Consider the following 15,881-nt stretch of genomic DNA (forward strand, 5'->3'; position numbering starts at 1 on the left):
CTTCGCTGCGCTCAGGATGACACCAGAGTGTCATTTAACCACTCTTAGTGTGGGCCGTGGGCCGGAGGGCCCAGACGGGGGCGTGTCCGGAGGCGTGGGCTCATCGCCATTGTCGTCGGGAACCGGCTGTACCGGAGCCAGGGCCACTGCCGGTTCCTCGCGCTGGAACACCATACCCTGGCCATTTTCCCGGGCATAGATGCCAAGCACCGACTCCACGGGCAAGCGGATATCCGTAGGCACGCCACCAAAGCGAGTGCTGAAACGAATTTGCTGATTTTCCAGAGAAAAACCCGCCACGGCCCGGGGGGACAAGTTGAGCACAATCTGGCCATCATTGACGTGCTGCTGGGGCACTTCAACGCCATCGTAATAGGCGTCCACCACCACGTAGGGGGTGCAGTCGTTGTCGACAATCCAGTCGTAAAAGGCGCGGATCAGGTAGGGCCGATTGGAACTCATCGAAGACATGGAATACTCCTGTCCCGTACGATCAGGGGCGCATTTCCCGTTCAATTTCTGACAAACTTTGCAGCACTGACGGACGTTCGAAAATACGTTGCATATAAGCGTGCAGGGGTTTTACCTGCTTGTTGTTGGGCAGCGAAATACCCAACCAGTTCAAACGCCATAAAATCGGTGCCAGGCAACAGTCCACCAGAGAAAATTCCTCATTCATAAAATAAGGGGTTTCCGCAAAGATGGGGGCGATGGACACCAGTTCGTCACGCAACTGCTTGCGAGCCGCGTCCGCCTCTTTGGTGCTGCCTTTGGCGGTGATCAAATCCACCATCTGACACCAGTCGCGCTCAATGCGAAACATAAACTGACGATTCAGGGCGCGGGCTACCGGGTAAGCGGGCAGCAACGGCGGATGGGGGAAACGCTCGTCCAGGTATTCCATCATCACTTTGGATTCGTACAGGGCGAGGTCGCGATCTACCAGGGTTGGCACAGAGTTGTAGGGGCTGACTTCCGCCAGTTCCTCCGGCGGGTTGGCCGGATCAACGGTTTCAATATCCACAGTCACGCCTTTTTCAGCCAGCACGATGCGAACCCGGTGGCAGTAATGACATTGTGGATCGGAAAAAAATGTCATCGAAGAACGTTTAGCAACAACCCCCATGGGGAACCTCATCTATTGGTACAGTAAAAACACTTATTAAAACAACAAAGGCCGCCCACCTGTGGGCGGCCCAAAAATATAACCGAACTCAGTGAATATCTTTCCAGTACTCGCGGTTCAGCAACCACACCCAGATAAACAGGAAGGCGAGAAACAGCAACACATAAACGCCCATACTCTGACGCTTTTCAGCTATGGGCTCGGCCACGTATTCGAGGAAGTTCACCAGATCGTACATGGCCTGATCGTATTCCGCCGTGGTCATGGTACCCGGCTGAACAATTTTGTAATCACCGCAGTCATCATCAAGTATAGGAGCACCGGTTAACGGATCAGTTTTCGGGTTGCCGTGCGCATCCAGCGATGGCCCCGGCGCACACTCCTGCAAGCCCTGCAGTTCCATCAACACATGGGGCATACCCACGTCTTTGAATACCTTGTTGTTCACCCCCAGAGGACGGCTGTCGTCTTTGTAGAAGTGACGCAGGTAGGTGTAAAGCCACTCCGGATTGCGAGCGCGAGCCACCAGCGTCAGGTCCGGCGGCGTAGCGCCAAACCAGGCCTTGGCCTTGCGCGGCGGCATGGAAATTTCCATCAGATCGCCAATTTTGCCGTCGTTAAACACCAGGTTATCCAACACCAACTGGTGGGGCATATTAAGGTCGTCGGCAACGCGCTCGTAGCGGGAATACTTGGCGGAGTGACACCCCATGCAGTAGTTGGCAAACAATTGCACACCGCGCTGGCGGGATTCCTGCTCCAGGCGCTTGAAGTCACTTTTGGTCAAGTCATCCGCTATATCAACCAGCGCCGGATTCACAAATGGGTCGCAGTCGATGGTGCCACAGGGGTGCGCACCGCCTGCACCCACAGCTTTCAGCGGCAGGAAGGCCAGCAAAGCCACACCTATCCATACCAGCAGAGACTTCCAGGCACCCATTCCACCATTCATGGTCACGCGGGCAGGCTCAGGTTTCACCTTCTCCCGTGCAGTCCAGAAAGGCATCAAAATAAAGAAGGCAAAGTAAATAATGGTGCAAATCTGTGCCAAAACGGTACGGGCGTCAGTGGGGGCTTTAACGCCCAATACACCCAGAATAATAAAGTTGGCAGCAAAGACTGGCAGGGCTATACGACTGACAATGCCCTTGTAGCGAATCGACTTGACCGGACTCTTGTCCAACCAAGGCAACAGGAACAGAACAGCCACACCTGCACCCATACAGATAAAGCCACCGAGCTTGTCCGGCACCGCCCGCAACATGGAGTAGAACGGGGTGAAGTACCAAACCGGGGCAATATGCTCTGGAGTCTTCAGGGCATTGGCTTCTTCAAAGTTGGCGTATTCCAGGAAGAAACCGCCCATTTCCGGGGCAAAGAAGCAGATAAAGGCAAAGACAAAGAAGAATACCACCACCGGCACCATATCGTGCACGGTAAAGTAGGGGTGGAAGGGGATGCCGTCGAGGGGCACACCGTTCTCGTCTTTGTTCTTTTTGATTTCCACGCCGTCCGGGTTATTGGAACCCACTTCGTGAAGGGCAAAGATGTGCATGACCACCAAGCCCAGCAGCACCAGCGGCAAGGCCACCACATGCAGGGCAAAGAAGCGGTTGAGGGTAGCGCCGGAAATCAGGAAGTCACCGCGCACCCACTCCACCAGGCCTTCGCCAATCCCGGGAATAGCGCCAAACAGAGATACAATCACCTGGGCGCCCCAGTAGGACATCTGGCCCCAGGGCAATACGTAGCCCATAAAGGCTTCCGCCATCAGCACCAGGTAGATGGCCATGCCGAAAATCCACACCAGCTCGCGGGGCGCTTTGTAAGAGCCGTACAGCAAACCGCGGAACATATGCAAATACACCACCACAAAGAACATGGAGGCACCGGTGGAATGCATGTAGCGAATCAGCCAGCCCCAGTCCACATCACGCATGATGTATTCCACCGAAGCAAACGCGGCTTCAGCGCTGGGGGTGTACTGCATGGTGAGCCAGATACCGGTTACGATCTGGTTTACCAGCACCAGCAGTGACAGAACGCCAAAAAAGTACCAGAAGTTAAAATTCTTGGGCGCGTAGTACTGCGCCATGTGTTTGTTCCACTCCACTTGGAGCATGGGCATACGGGAGTCGAACCAGGCTCCCAACTGGGCCAGTTTATTCATTATGCGGCCTCCTGATCTTCGCCAACTACGAGTATGTCACCCTCAAACCGATGAGGCGGAACCTCCAGGTTAGTCGGTGCAGGAACTGCCTGAAACACCCGCCCGGCCAAATCGAACATGGAACCGTGGCAAGGGCAGAAAAAACCGCCCTGCCAATCCGCATTAAACGGCATGGGCCCAACCTGAGGCTGAAACTGCGGAGCACAACCCAAGTGAGTGCACAAACCGACAAGAACCAGATACTCCGGTTTGATGGCACGGTTAAAAGGGTCTACGTAAGCGGGTTGTTTGGACTTCTCAGAATTGGGGTCGCGAACCCGGTCTTTGGTTTTTTGCAGAGATTCCAGTACCGCTTCGGTACGGCGCACCACATACACCGGCTTGCCGCGCCACTCCACAGTCATCATCTGACCCGGTTCCAGCTTGCCAATATTAGCCTTGACCGGCGCACCGGCAGCTTTGGCCTTGGCACTGGGCGCCCAGGAGCCGACAAATGGCACTGCGGCAAAGATGCCACCGACTGCGCCTGTAGCACAGGCACCCCCAATCAAAAAACGACGTCTGTCGTGATTGACACCGTCATTACTCATGACGCTTCCCCTTAGTGTTATTACTCAATTTTGGTACCAGCGAGAGAGTTGGGGGCAGTGATGCAAGGCCACCCACAAATAGCGGGCCATAGTAAAGAAAAGCGCCATTTTTAGCAATATAGCCCTTGGAGTGATGGGGGCAATTTATTGAATTAATTGATGAAAAGCTGGTGAAAAATTGGACGTTGGACGTTGGACGTTGGACGTTGGACGTTGGACGTTGGACGTTGGACGTTGGACGTTGGACGTTGGACGTTGGACGTTGGACGTTGGACGTTGGACGTTGGACGTTGGACGGCGTGATGATGCCCCGCATCACTGCCGAGTCAAGGCTTTTCGTCAAACACCGAACGTCCAACGTCAAACACCCACAAAAAAGCCCAGGCAAAACCCGGGCTTTTCGATACTGCATTGCAGCGTGCAATTAACGCTTGGAGAACTGCGGACGCTTACGGGCTTTGTGCAGGCCGACTTTCTTACGCTCCACCTCACGGGCGTCGCGGGTCAGGAAGCCAGCGGCACGCAGTGGACCACGCAGGTTTTCGTCGTATTGCAGCAGAGCACGGGACAGACCGTGGCGAATCGCCCCTGCCTGACCGAAGCTGCCACCGCCCTTGACGGTAATTTTCAGGTCAAATTGATCCGCCATTTCCACTGTTTCCAGCGGTTGACGAACAATCATACGCGCCACTTCACGGCCAAAGTACTGGTCGATGGTGCGATTGTTAATGGTGATGTTGCCGCTACCTTTGCTGATGAATACACGCGCAGAGGAGGTTTTGCGACGACCGGTACCGTAAAATTGGTTGTCTGCCATAATCAATCGTCCGTTAGATATTCAGTTCTTGTGGCTGCTGAGCGGCGTGCGGATGCTCACTGCCAGCGTAAATCTTCAGTTTTTTGAACATCGCGCGACCCAGCGGCCCCTTGGGAAGCATGCCTTTTACGGCGCTCTGCAAGGTGCGTTCGGGGGCTTTATCAACCAGCTTTTCAAAGCTGATGGACTTCAAGCCACCGGGGTACCCGGTGTGGCTGTGGTAAATCTTGTCTTTCGCCTTGTTGCCGGTAACGCGGATCTTCTCTACGTTGGTGACAACAATGTAGTCGCCGGTATCCACGTGCGGAGTGTACTCCGGCTTGTGTTTACCGCGCAGACGACTGGCGATCTCGGCAGCAAGGCGACCGAGGGTCTTGTCTGTGGCGTCAACCAGATACCAGTCGCGCTGTACAGATTCGGGTTTGGCACTAAAAGTTTTCATTGTTTCCTGCCTGAATGTTTGGGTTTGAGTTCGGGGCTCGTCCCAAAAAAGAGCGCGAATACTACCGAAGTGAGAAGGGCATTTCAACTGGTTTTTTTCGCCCTTAACCAACAACAAATTGCGGTGGCGCTCAGGCACTGGTAAAGCCCTACAGGACACGCTGTACTTTCGTTTTCAGAATAAGCATCCATGTAAGCTCGGATGCGGCATCCATGCCACATACGGTCCTGCAAGGCTGTACCAGCACCGAGGCTTAACACAAAAGGATGGGGGCCACGCCCAAACTTGAGGGCCGGAGTGCGGTATTGCTTTCTGTGACCGCCGCCAGCATGGATGCTGGCGACGAGCCCCCATGGACGGGTTCACGGCGTGTCACAGAAAGCCATACTGCGCTTCGGCCCCAGCACCAAGTCCCAACTCAAGGCCTGTGCGCCCGCGCCAAGTATTCGTGAGATTGCATCTCCAACAAGCGGGAACGGGTGCGTTGGAACACAAAATCCAGGTTGCCACCGGCGTAGATCTCCTCCAGTGGCACCGCCGCCGACAGCACCAGTTTGACATTGCGGTCGTAAAATTCGTCCACCATATTAATGAAGCGCCGCGCCTGATCGTCGTTATCTCGCCCCATTTGCGGCACCTTGCCCACCAATACCGCATGGAACTCCCGGGCGATTTCAATGTAGTCATTCTGGCTGCGGGGGCCATCGCAAATGGCCAGAAAGTCGAACCACACTACGTCTTCACCAATAAACCGGGTAACAATTTCCCGGCCCTCCACCTCCAATGGCTGCCCCTCGCACACCTCGTCTGCCGCCGGCACCAAATCATCAAAAGCCGAACGCAAAGCGGTTTCCGCCCCCTCATCCAGTGGAGAGTAGTAAAGCTCTGCGCGAGTCAGGGCGCGCAAACGGTAATCCACGCCACCATCCACATTGACCACTTCCGTATGCTCGTTCAGCAATTGAATGGCGGGCAGAAAACGGGCGCGCTGCAAACCGTTTTCGTACAGGCCATCGGGAACAATATTGGAGGTGGCCACCAACGCCACGCCGCGCTTGAACAGCATTTCCAGTAGCGTGCCAAGAATCATGGCATCGGTAATATCGGAAACAAAGAACTCGTCAAAACACAACACCCGGGCTTTGGCGGCAATACCATCGGCGACTTTTTCCAGGGGGTTTTTCACACCCTCGAGCTGCTTCAGCTCCTGGTGCACCAGGCGCATAAAGCGATGGAAGTGAGAGCGCATTTTGGCGTCAAAAGGCAGGCTCTCGTAGAAATTATCCATCAAATAGGTTTTGCCGCGGCCAACACCACCCCAGAAGTACAAACCGCGCTGCACACGAATTTCACCGCGACCGCCAGAAAACCCGGCAAGCCAGCGAGACAAACGCCCCCGGCCCTGTTGTTCGCGCCACTCAGCCACCAGCCGTTCATAAAGATCCTGAAGTTTTTCCACCGCCTGCTGCTGGGCTGTATCGTGGCTAAACCCGCTGCGCTCAAGATCTTTCCGATAGCGCTCCATAGGGGTTGGATTCATTGACTACCTCAAGTGTTAAAAACAAAAAAACGTTGATTCAGTGTGGCGGTTACGAGACACTCTAGGTCTGTTGACCCGGGAGAAGACCCTTGAGCACCACCGTTGTTATCACCGCCCTGATATGCCTTGTGGCAGGCGCTGTTATTGGCATGCTGCTGTCACGCCTGACCAATCCAGAGCAACAAAAGGTGCGTGAACTGGAAAGCAAGCTGCAACAGGCAGAGAACAGCCTCAAGGACTACCAGCAGGAAGTGACCGAGCATTTTATCCAAACCTCCGGGCTTATCAACAACCTGACTCAAAGCTACAAAGCCGTGCATGAACATATGGCCAGTAGCGCCATGCACCTGGCCAACCCGGACATCAGCCGCCAACTGGTGAACGCCGGCACCGGCAAGCTAACTGATAACAGCAGCGAACCCTTGGCTGGCACGCCCCCTGAGCCCCCCAAAGACTATGCTCCCAAGGCGCCGGGTGGCGTACTCAGTGAAGAATATGGTTTAAAGGACGATTACGGTATCGAAGCCCGCCCCGGCCACCAGGTGGCCAATGACGAAAACGACAACGAAGACGACCCGACACTGAAAGCGGTCTGATCGCCACTGCCGCCACTCTATGACTTCCCGCATTCTGCAATTTATCGGCTGGCCGGTACTTATCGGAGTTGCCGCTGCCGCTGCTATTTTGCTGCTCAGCAATACGGAACAGTGGTTCGGCAAAAATGGCCAGAGCGCCTGGCAGGGCCCGGTATCCTACGCCGATGCGGTGCGCCGGGCGGCACCCTCGGTAGTCAATATTTACAGCCGCCGCCAGGTAATCCAGCGCGCCAGGCACCCGATTCTGGACGACCCCATACTCAGCCGCCTGGTCAACGCCAGAACCCCGCGCACCCGCGAAGCCATCGGCCTGGGTTCCGGCGTAATATTCAGCCGGGACGGGCACATCCTCACCAACCTGCACGTTGTATCTGGCGCCGATCAAATCAATATCCAGCTGCATGACGGCCGCACATCGGTGGCTGAAGTGGTGGGCAGCGACAAGGCCACCGACCTGGCGGTGCTCAAGGTCGACCTGGACGAGCTCACCCCCATTGAAACCGTAAACTCCATGGAGGCGGAAGTGGGCCAGGTGGTGCTGGCCATCGGCAACCCTCACGGCGTGGGCCAGACCGTCACCCAGGGCATTATCAGCGCCCTGGGGCAAAAGCAATTCAGCAGTGGCCGCCATCGTCAGTATCGGGAAAGCATCCAGACCGATGCCACCATCCACCCCGGCAACTCCGGCGGTGCCCTGGTGGACGCTTACGGGCGACTGCTGGGCATCAATAATGCCACCCTTAACCGCAACGGCAAAGCCGCCAGCAGCTACGGCATCAGCTTTGCAATACCATCCAATGACGCCCTGAAAGTGCTAAAAGACATCCGCGAATACGGCTACGTTCGACGGGGGTATATCGGTGATGTGTCTGTGGAATCGCTGAACGAGCGGCAAATGGGGCTGCTCGGTTTTGAATACCAGTCCGGATTGATGGTAACCGCCATCGGTAACGGCGGGCCCGCCAGCAGTGCGGGGTTATTGAGCGGGGACATTATAATTGGCATCAATGGCCAGCGGCGCACCGACCAGGGCTACATTTACCAACTGATGTTTGACCTGGCCCCAGGGGAAACCCTGGCTTTTGACATCGTACGCGGCGGCAAGGAGCTAACCCTGAACATAGTGGCCACCACAGAGCCCTCGATACCGCAGGATTAATCCTAGGGGGCGTTCTCAATTAGTGAGTTATTGCTGTTGTGCCTGAAATGGCGCCAGACAAGGCATGAGGAGAGTGGTTTGGTCATTCCAAATGAACGACGAATAACACAGTATGGCGCCATTTCAGGCGCAACCCGAAGGGCTGGGCCCATTTTGGCCCTCAGCGGTGTTACCGTTCGCTCATGTAGAGCGACTACACAGCACTCACGGCGCCTTGCTGAGAGCCAAAATGGGCTCCAGCAGCAACAGCTCACTAATTGAGAACGCCCCCTAGGTATAGACGACCTCTACATCGTAGTCATCATCATCCCAATCATCGTCATCATCTTCCGGGCCGGAACCACGGCGGCGCGCATCGCGCAATTCTTCAATACGCTCACGAGCTTCCTGCTGCATCTGCTCACGGCGCTGAGACTCCTGTTGAGCCAGCTCCGGGTTGGCTTCTTCCGCCTGCCAACACTCTTGCAGATAATCCATAATGTCTGTACACAGGTCGCCGGTGCCCTGTTTGGAGATGGCGGCAATAGAAAACACCGGCCCCTGCCAATCCAGCGCGGCAATCAACTCCCTGCAACGCTGTTCGCGATCCGCCTCCGGCAACAAATCCACCTTATTGAGCACCAACCAGCGATCCCGCTGCGCCAGCGTCGGGCTGAAATTCTCCAGCTCCCGGTCGATAGTGGCGACATTCTCCTCTGGAGTCGTGCCGTCGTAGGGCATCATATCCACCACATGCAGCAGTAAGCGGGTGCGGGTGAGGTGCTTTAAAAAGCGAATACCCAAACCTGCGCCTTCGGAGGCACCACCAATCAAACCGGGTACATCCGCCACCACAAAACTGCGGTGGCCATCCATACCCACGACTCCCAAATTGGGTACCAAGGTGGTAAAAGGGTAATTGGCCACCTTCGGCCGCGCCGCCGATACCGCACGAATAAAGCTGGATTTACCGGCATTGGGCAAGCCCAAAAGACCCACATCGGCCAGCACCTTCAACTCCAGCTTGAGGTTGCGCACCTCCCCCTCTTTACCTGGAGTGGTTTGTCGCGGCGCGCGGTTGGTGCTGGATTTAAAACGGGCATTGCCGATGCCATGCCAGCCTCCCTGAGCCACCATCAAACGCTGGTTGGGCTCCGTGAGGTCGCCGAGGGTTTCCTCGGTATCCACATCAATGGCCGTGGTACCCACTGGCACTTTTAATATCAGGTCATCCCCTTTTCGGCCAGTGCAATTGCCACCACTACCCTGCTTGCCGCTCTCGGCGTTGTAGCTGCGGGTATAGCGGTAATCCACCAAGGTATTGAGATTTTCGTCCGCTTGCAGATAGATGGAACCGCCATCGCCACCATCGCCACCATCCGGGCCACCGCGGGGGATAAATTTTTCCCGGCGAAAGCTCATGCAGCCATTGCCGCCCTTGCCCGCCTGAACCCGAATGGGTGCTTCATCGACAAATTTCATGTTGCTTTAACCAACTTTTTTCAAAACGAGGTAATACTCGGTGGTCGCACGTCTGACGTCGGATGTCGCACGCTAAAACCAGGCACCCTGTCTGTCATCCTGAGCGTAGCGAAGGATCTCGCAGCTCGGATCAGAGAGAGATTCTTCGCTACGCTCAGAATGACAAGCGTAGAGGCCTTAACGTGCAACGTGCGACTAATAATAATCCACTGACACAAAAAAAGCCCCGCGAGGGGGCCTTTTTAAGCAGAGGTAACAGCCACAATCAGGCAGTCACAATCTCTACGTATTTGCGGTTCTTGTCGCCACGGGTGGTGAACTGCACCTTGCCTTCCGCTTTGGCGAACAAAGTGTGGTCGCGCCCCATGCCAACATTGTCACCGGCGTGGAACCTGGTGCCGCGCTGACGCACGATAATGCTGCCCGCAGAAATGGTTTCACCGCCGAAGCGCTTGACGCCAAGGCGTTTGCTTTCTGAATCCCGTCCGTTCCGGGTACTACCACCAGCTTTTTTGTGAGCCATGATCCAGTCTCCTAAATTCTGTCTTAACCAGCGCTGATGCCGGTGATTTTCACTTCGGTGAACCACTGACGGTGGCCCATTTGCTTGCGGTGGTGCTTGCGACGCTTGAACTTGATAATGCTCACTTTCTCGCCACGACCGTGAGCCAGAATTTCCGCGCTCACTTTGGCACCGTCCACCACAGGGGCGCCGATGTTGATGTTTTCGCCATCGGCAACCATCAGCACTTCGTCGAAGTCGATGGAATCACCAGTGGCCACTTCCAGTTTTTCCAGGCGCAGGATTTCCCCTTCCTGGACGCGATGCTGTTTGCCACCGCTTGCGATAACTGCGTACATAAATTGCTCCAAACTTGCTGCATTTGGGCCAACTTAATACACGCTCTTGTCTCGTACCCTATATAACGTACCCTATTATAAAGAGTCGAATAAGCAAGAAAGTCGTCTTAAAAGCCGAGCCCCAGATTCGAGGGCGGCAATTGTACGGAAATCACCCATGGGTCGCAAGGCCAAATTTGCGCTTATTTTACCTGCCTTTCCGGGAATTTTTGCGCCCTTGACACCTCAAAGGCCGACACCTAGGATTCCAGCCCCACTCACCCCTATATTAAGGAAGCCACTGGCTTATGCTGCCCTTCCACCGCGCTGTAGAAAGCGACTTTCTGGCGGTCAACGACCTGATTATCAACCAACTGCACTCGGATGTGGGCCTGGTGGAAAACATCGGCCAGTACATTGTGGACGCTGGCGGCAAGCGCCTGCGCCCGCTGTTGGTGCTACTGGCTGCCAACGCCTGCGGCTATGAGGGCAAGCGCCATATTGAGCTGGCGGCGATTATTGAGTTTATCCACACCGCTACTTTGCTGCACGACGATGTGGTGGACACTTCCGACATGCGCCGCGGCCGCGCCACCGCCAACGCCCGCTGGGGCAATGCCCCCAGTGTACTGGTGGGTGATTTCCTGTACTCCCGGGCCTTTCAAATGCTGGTGGCCATTGGCGATATGGAGATCATGTCCATCCTCGCGGACACCACCAATATTATTTCCGAAGGGGAAGTGCAGCAGTTGATCAATGCGGGCAACCCGGATATCAGTGAGGCGGATTATTTTCAGGTGATCCGCAAAAAAACCGCGCAATTGTTTGAAGCCGCTGCCCAGGTAGGCGCGGTACTGGCCACTGAACAGCCGCAACAACGGCAAGCCATGCAGCGCTACGGCCGCCACCTGGGTCTGGCCTTTCAACTGGTGGACGATGGGTTGGACTACCAAGGCAATGCGGAAGAACTGGGCAAGAACGTTGGTGATGACCTGGCGGAAGGCAAGCCCACCCTGCCACTGCTGGCCGCCATGCGCCTGGGCACCGACCAGCAAGCCGCCACCATTCGCGAAGCCATTAAAGAGGCGCAGATAGACAAACTGGAGCAAGTGGTGGCTATCGTCAAACAGACTGGCGCACTGGATTACACCATGGAGCAGGCACAGCAGCAGGTGGACGCGGCCAAACAGCAGTTGTCACAACTGCCAGATTCCCCCTTAATCAAAACATTGGAAGAACTGGCGAATTTTTCTATCACTAGAACGTATTGATCGTTGCGAGCCGTCATTCTGAGCGCAGCGAAGAACCTCTTACCGTGACGTAACACAGAGATCCTTCGCTGCGCTCAGGATGACAGGTTCGCTCGGGCTGCTCGTAGCCAGTAGCTCGCAGCTATCCTCTGATCACCGCCAACAATTCCGCCGTTTTCTCCCGCATCAATTCCTGATCACCGCGACTCTCAACATTCAGTCTCACCACCGGCTCGGTATTTGACAGGCGCACGTTAAAACGCCATTCCCCCATATCCAGGCTCAGGCCATCGGTGCGGTCTTCGGCTTTGGCACCGGGGCCATAGCGCTCGCCAAGCTCGGCCAGTACCGCCTCGGTATTTTGGATTCGGCTGTTGATTTCACCACTGACCGGGTAGGCTTTTTGGCATTCCGCCACCAGCTGCGACAGGGGCTTACCACACTGGCTGACAATTTCTGCCACCAACAACCAGGGAATCATACCGCTGTCGCAATAGGCAAAATCGCGAAAATAGTGGTGAGCACTCATCTCACCACCGTAAATGGCATCGTTATCGCGCATGCACTGTTTGATAAACGCGTGGCCGGTTTTGGTAAGCACCGGGGTACCGCCCAGGCGTTTGACCACATCGATGGTGTTCCAGGTAAGGCGGGGGTCGTGAACAATGGCGTTGCTGACGTGCCTGTTCAGACTTTCCTTCTTAAGAAAATGCTCAGCCAACAAACCAACCAGATAGTAGCCCTCGACAAAATCGCCGTTTTCATCAAAAAAGAAGCAGCGGTCGAAGTCGCCATCCCAGGCGATACCCATATCGGCTTTTTCCCTGCGCACCACTTCGGCGGTGGCGGCGCGGTTTTCTTCCAGCAGTGGATTGGGCACACCATTGGGAAAGTGGCCGTCTGGCCGGTGGTGCACCTTGATAAATTCAAACGGCAGATGCGACTCCAGCAAATCCACCACGGTGCCAGCGCCTCCGTTACCGGCATTCACCACCAGTTTTAGCCGTTTCAACTGGCTGTGATCCACATAGCCCAACAGATGCTGGATATAGGCAGTTTTGTCGTGATCCTGTTGCAAAGTGCCCACTGTATCAACTGCGGCAAAATCGTTTTGCTCGGCCAGCGCTTTGATTTCAAGCAGGCCATTGTCGCCAGAGATGGGCTTGGACTGCTCGCGCACAAACTTCATGCCGTTGTAGTCCATGGGGTTGTGGCTGGCGGTAACCACGATGCCCCCATCGTAGCCGCCGTGGGTGGTAGCAAAGTAAATTTCCTCGGTACCGCACTGGCCGATATGGGTGACATTGACCCCGCCTTCCCGCAAACCCCGAACCAGGGCGTCACACAATTCCGGACTGGTCAGGCGAATATCGTGGCCCACCACCATGCGCTTTTCACTCAAAGCACTGGCACCCAGAAACTGGGCGGTGGCACGGCCGATGCGCCAGGCGACATCCACATTCAGCTCATCGGGCACCCGTCCACGCACGTCATAGGCTTTAAAACAGCTCAAGGTTTGAGATTCATCAGCCTCAGGCATGGGTCACCTGATCGTTATTTTTGCAGTAAAAATTTTCGTAAACATAGTTGGTGGCTTGCACGTAGCCATCCACACTACCGCAATCGAAACGCTTGCCCTTGAATTTGTAGGCCAGCACATCGCCGCGACGGGCCTGCTCCAGCAGGGCATCGGTGATCTGAATTTCGCCCCCTTTGCCCGGCTTGGTATAGCGCAAAATATTGAAAATATCCGGCGTCAGCACGTAGCGGCCAATAATGGCCATATTACTGGGCGCGTCTTCTTTGGCGGGTTTTTCAACCATGTCGTTGACCTGGTAAAGCCCCGGCTCAATTTCCTCGCCAGCGATAACACCAAATTTGGACACATCGTCATCGGGCACTTCCTCAATAGCCACCACACTTTTGCCGGTGCGACGATAAATTTCCACCAGCTGCGCCATCACCCCTTTGCCGCCTTCGCCGATACAGAAGTCATCCGCCAGAATTACCCCACAGGGCTCGTAACCAATCAGCCGCTCGCCGGTAAGAATGGCGTGACCAAGGCCTTTCATCTCCCGTTGGCGGGTAAATGAGAAGCTGCCGTTTTCAATCACATGGCGAATGCTGTGCAGGTACTCTTCTTTGGAGGTGCCGGAAATCTGATGCTCCAGCTCGTAATTGGTGTCGAAATGATCTTCGATAGCACGCTTGCCACGACCGGTAACAAAGCCAATTTCGTGCAGCCCGGCGTCCATGGCTTCTTCCACACCGTACTGCACCAATGGGCGGTTGACGATGGGCAACATCTCTTTGGGCATGGATTTGGTGGCGGGTAGGAAGCGGGTTCCGTAGCCCGCCACCGGGAAAAGGCATTTTCTTATCATGGTTATTCCTTGTTATTCACAACGACGAAAGGTTTACGGCAGGGATTATGCCCCCTTAAGGTCAATTTTGAACAGGCCGCAGAACTACCCTATTACGCATATGGTCGGTTAACAAGCGCAGGCCCATCAAGTACAATGCCAGGCACTTTTCAGCCAACCTTTTCAGGCACCGAGGTACTTTATGAAGCGCGCCGTCATCACTGGCATGGGGATTGTTTCCCCACTCGGCAACGATCTCGAATCCGTCACCCAGGCTTTGAAAGAAGGCAAGTCGGGGATTCACTACAAGGAAGAATACAAAGAGCTGGGGCTGCGCAGCCATGTGGCCGGGCGCATTGACATCGACCTCAGCGAGCACATCGACCGCAAAACCATGCGCTTTATGGGCAAGCCCGCCGGTTACGGCTATGTGGCCATGAAGCAGGCCATCGACAATTCCGGCCTCAGTGAAGACCAGGTATCCAACCCCCGCACCGGCATTATCATGGCATCCGGCGGGTTTTCCGGCGACAAATTTATCGAAGCGGTAGACACCATGCGCGCCAAAGGCGTCAAGCGCATGGGGCCGTACCGGGTGACCCAGATTATGGGCAACACCGTGTCCGCTTGCCTGGCAACGCCGTTTAAAATCAAAGGGGTGAACTATTCCATCACCTCCGCCTGCGCCACCAGCGCCCACTGTATCGGCGCGGCGGTGGAACAGATTCAGCTGGGCAAACAAGACGTGATTTTTGCCGGTGGCGGTGAAGAAGAACACTGGTCCATGGGCGCCATGTTCGACGCCATGGGTGCGCTGACCACCAAATACAACGACAACCCGCAAAAAGCCTCCCGCGCCTACGATGCAGACCGCGACGGTTTTACCATTTCCTGCGGCGGCGGCTGCGTGGTGGTGGAAGAACTGGAACACGCCCTGGCGCGCGGCGCCAACATCATCGCCGAAGTGGTCGGCTACGGTGCCACCTCAGATGGCTACGACATGGTGGCTCCCTCTGGTGAAGGCGCAGTGCGCTGCATGCAGCAAGCACTGGAAACCGTAGAGGGCGACGTGGACTACATCAACACCCACGGCACCAGCACCCCGGTGGGCGACACTCAAGAGCTGCAAGCCATCAGCGACACCTTTGGCGACAAGGTGCCGAAAATCAGCTCCACCAAATCCCTCACTGGTCACGCCCTGGGCGCCGCTGGCGTTCACGAAGCCATTTACTCAATGCTGATGCTGCAAAACGACTTTATCTGCGCCTCTGCCAATATCGAAAACCTGGACGAACGAGCCGCCCATCTGCCGGTGGTGACCGAGCGTATCGACAATGCGGGGATTAATACCGTGATGTCCAACAGCTTTGGGTTTGGCGGTACCAATGCGGCGTTGGTGATGCAGCGGTATAAAGCGTAGCTGCGGGATACGAGCATCCGGCGACGAACAGCCCCCAACAACCAGTCATCCTGAGCGCAGCGAAGGACCTCAATACCAGTAGCAACTTGTGAGATTCTTCGCTGCGC

At 55.6% G+C, this 15,881-nt stretch carries 16 protein-coding genes; 4 read left to right on the forward strand and 12 right to left on the reverse strand.

Translation table 11 applies throughout. The features are described 5' to 3' along the window. Nucleotides 1–30 precede the first annotated feature (30 nt). The 7 genes from ACVBEJ_RS10600 to zapE all read right to left on the reverse strand — a co-directional run bounded on the left by ACVBEJ_RS10600 (nucleotide 31) and on the right by zapE (nucleotide 6,685). Complete coding sequence (locus ACVBEJ_RS10600) at nucleotides 31–462, reverse strand: ClpXP protease specificity-enhancing factor (protein WP_447129641.1); 432 nt, start codon at nucleotides 460–462, stop codon at nucleotides 31–33. A 31-nt stretch (nucleotides 463–493) separates the two neighbouring features. Beyond that, nucleotides 494–1,126 carry a glutathione S-transferase N-terminal domain-containing protein gene (locus tag ACVBEJ_RS10605; protein WP_447129602.1) on the reverse strand — a complete coding sequence of 211 codons (633 nt, stop codon included), beginning with the start codon at nucleotides 1,124–1,126 and terminating at the stop codon, nucleotides 494–496. 88 nt (nucleotides 1,127–1,214) lie between these two features. Beyond that, a complete protein-coding gene (locus tag ACVBEJ_RS10610) occupies nucleotides 1,215–3,296 on the reverse strand; it encodes a ubiquinol-cytochrome c reductase (protein ID WP_447129603.1) in 2,082 nt (693 codons plus the stop codon). Continuing rightward, nucleotides 3,296–3,886, reverse strand: a complete 591-nt coding sequence (gene petA / locus ACVBEJ_RS10615; protein WP_447129604.1) for a ubiquinol-cytochrome c reductase iron-sulfur subunit — start codon at nucleotides 3,884–3,886, stop codon at nucleotides 3,296–3,298. Before petA ends, ACVBEJ_RS10610 begins: the two co-directional genes overlap by 1 nt. A 424-nt stretch (nucleotides 3,887–4,310) precedes the next feature. Beyond that, nucleotides 4,311–4,703: a 30S ribosomal protein S9 gene (gene rpsI, locus ACVBEJ_RS10620; RefSeq protein WP_447129605.1), complete on the reverse strand. Its 393-nt coding sequence runs from the start codon at nucleotides 4,701–4,703 to the stop codon at nucleotides 4,311–4,313. Between the two features lie 13 nt (nucleotides 4,704–4,716). Then, nucleotides 4,717–5,145, reverse strand: a complete 429-nt coding sequence (gene rplM, locus ACVBEJ_RS10625) for a 50S ribosomal protein L13 (RefSeq protein WP_447129606.1) — start codon at nucleotides 5,143–5,145, stop codon at nucleotides 4,717–4,719. A 418-nt stretch (nucleotides 5,146–5,563) separates the two neighbouring features. Further along, a complete protein-coding gene (gene zapE, locus ACVBEJ_RS10630; protein ID WP_447129607.1) occupies nucleotides 5,564–6,685 on the reverse strand; it encodes a cell division protein ZapE in 1,122 nt (373 codons plus the stop codon). Between the two features lie 89 nt (nucleotides 6,686–6,774). Here zapE and ACVBEJ_RS10635 point away from each other — a divergent pair, with 89 nt between their 5' ends. Together ACVBEJ_RS10635 and ACVBEJ_RS10640 are read left to right on the forward strand one after the other, a co-directional pair. Then, nucleotides 6,775–7,281, forward strand: a complete 507-nt coding sequence (locus tag ACVBEJ_RS10635; RefSeq protein WP_447129608.1) for a YhcB family protein — start codon at nucleotides 6,775–6,777, stop codon at nucleotides 7,279–7,281. Between the two features lie 19 nt (nucleotides 7,282–7,300). Further along, the gene (locus tag ACVBEJ_RS10640) at nucleotides 7,301–8,440 is read left to right on the forward strand and encodes a S1C family serine protease (RefSeq protein WP_447129609.1); all 1,140 of its coding nucleotides are present in this window, start codon (nucleotides 7,301–7,303) and stop codon (nucleotides 8,438–8,440) included. Between the two features lie 270 nt (nucleotides 8,441–8,710). Here ACVBEJ_RS10640 and cgtA read toward each other — a convergent pair whose 3' ends face one another. The 3 genes from cgtA to rplU form a co-directional block, all read right to left on the reverse strand. Next, nucleotides 8,711–9,901: an Obg family GTPase CgtA gene (gene cgtA, locus ACVBEJ_RS10645; RefSeq protein ID WP_447129610.1), complete on the reverse strand. Its 1,191-nt coding sequence runs from the start codon at nucleotides 9,899–9,901 to the stop codon at nucleotides 8,711–8,713. Nucleotides 9,902–10,166: 265 nt separating this feature from the next. Next, nucleotides 10,167–10,424, reverse strand: a complete 258-nt coding sequence (rpmA, locus tag ACVBEJ_RS10650; RefSeq protein ID WP_447129611.1) for a 50S ribosomal protein L27 — start codon at nucleotides 10,422–10,424, stop codon at nucleotides 10,167–10,169. A 23-nt stretch (nucleotides 10,425–10,447) separates the two neighbouring features. Next, nucleotides 10,448–10,762 carry a 50S ribosomal protein L21 gene (rplU, locus tag ACVBEJ_RS10655; RefSeq protein WP_447129612.1) on the reverse strand — a complete coding sequence of 105 codons (315 nt, stop codon included), beginning with the start codon at nucleotides 10,760–10,762 and terminating at the stop codon, nucleotides 10,448–10,450. 287 nt (nucleotides 10,763–11,049) lie between these two features. Between rplU and ACVBEJ_RS10660 the strand changes: the two genes are divergently transcribed. Continuing rightward, nucleotides 11,050–12,012 carry a polyprenyl synthetase family protein gene (locus ACVBEJ_RS10660; protein WP_447129613.1) on the forward strand — a complete coding sequence of 321 codons (963 nt, stop codon included), beginning with the start codon at nucleotides 11,050–11,052 and terminating at the stop codon, nucleotides 12,010–12,012. A 121-nt stretch (nucleotides 12,013–12,133) separates the two neighbouring features. Here ACVBEJ_RS10660 and ACVBEJ_RS10665 read toward each other — a convergent pair whose 3' ends face one another. Continuing rightward, the gene (locus tag ACVBEJ_RS10665) at nucleotides 12,134–13,531 is read right to left on the reverse strand and encodes a phosphomannomutase (RefSeq protein WP_447129614.1); all 1,398 of its coding nucleotides are present in this window, start codon (nucleotides 13,529–13,531) and stop codon (nucleotides 12,134–12,136) included. Next, nucleotides 13,524–14,375 carry a UTP--glucose-1-phosphate uridylyltransferase GalU gene (gene galU / locus ACVBEJ_RS10670; protein WP_447129615.1) on the reverse strand — a complete coding sequence of 284 codons (852 nt, stop codon included), beginning with the start codon at nucleotides 14,373–14,375 and terminating at the stop codon, nucleotides 13,524–13,526. The genes ACVBEJ_RS10665 and galU overlap by 8 nt, the downstream gene beginning before the upstream one ends. A 181-nt stretch (nucleotides 14,376–14,556) precedes the next feature. On the opposite strand from galU, the gene fabB reads away from it, so the two are divergent. Continuing rightward, nucleotides 14,557–15,774 carry a beta-ketoacyl-ACP synthase I gene (gene fabB / locus ACVBEJ_RS10675; protein ID WP_447129616.1) on the forward strand — a complete coding sequence of 406 codons (1,218 nt, stop codon included), beginning with the start codon at nucleotides 14,557–14,559 and terminating at the stop codon, nucleotides 15,772–15,774. The last annotated feature ends 107 nt before the right edge of the window (nucleotides 15,775–15,881 follow it).

Source organism: Porticoccus sp. GXU_MW_L64 (assembly GCF_052983295.1).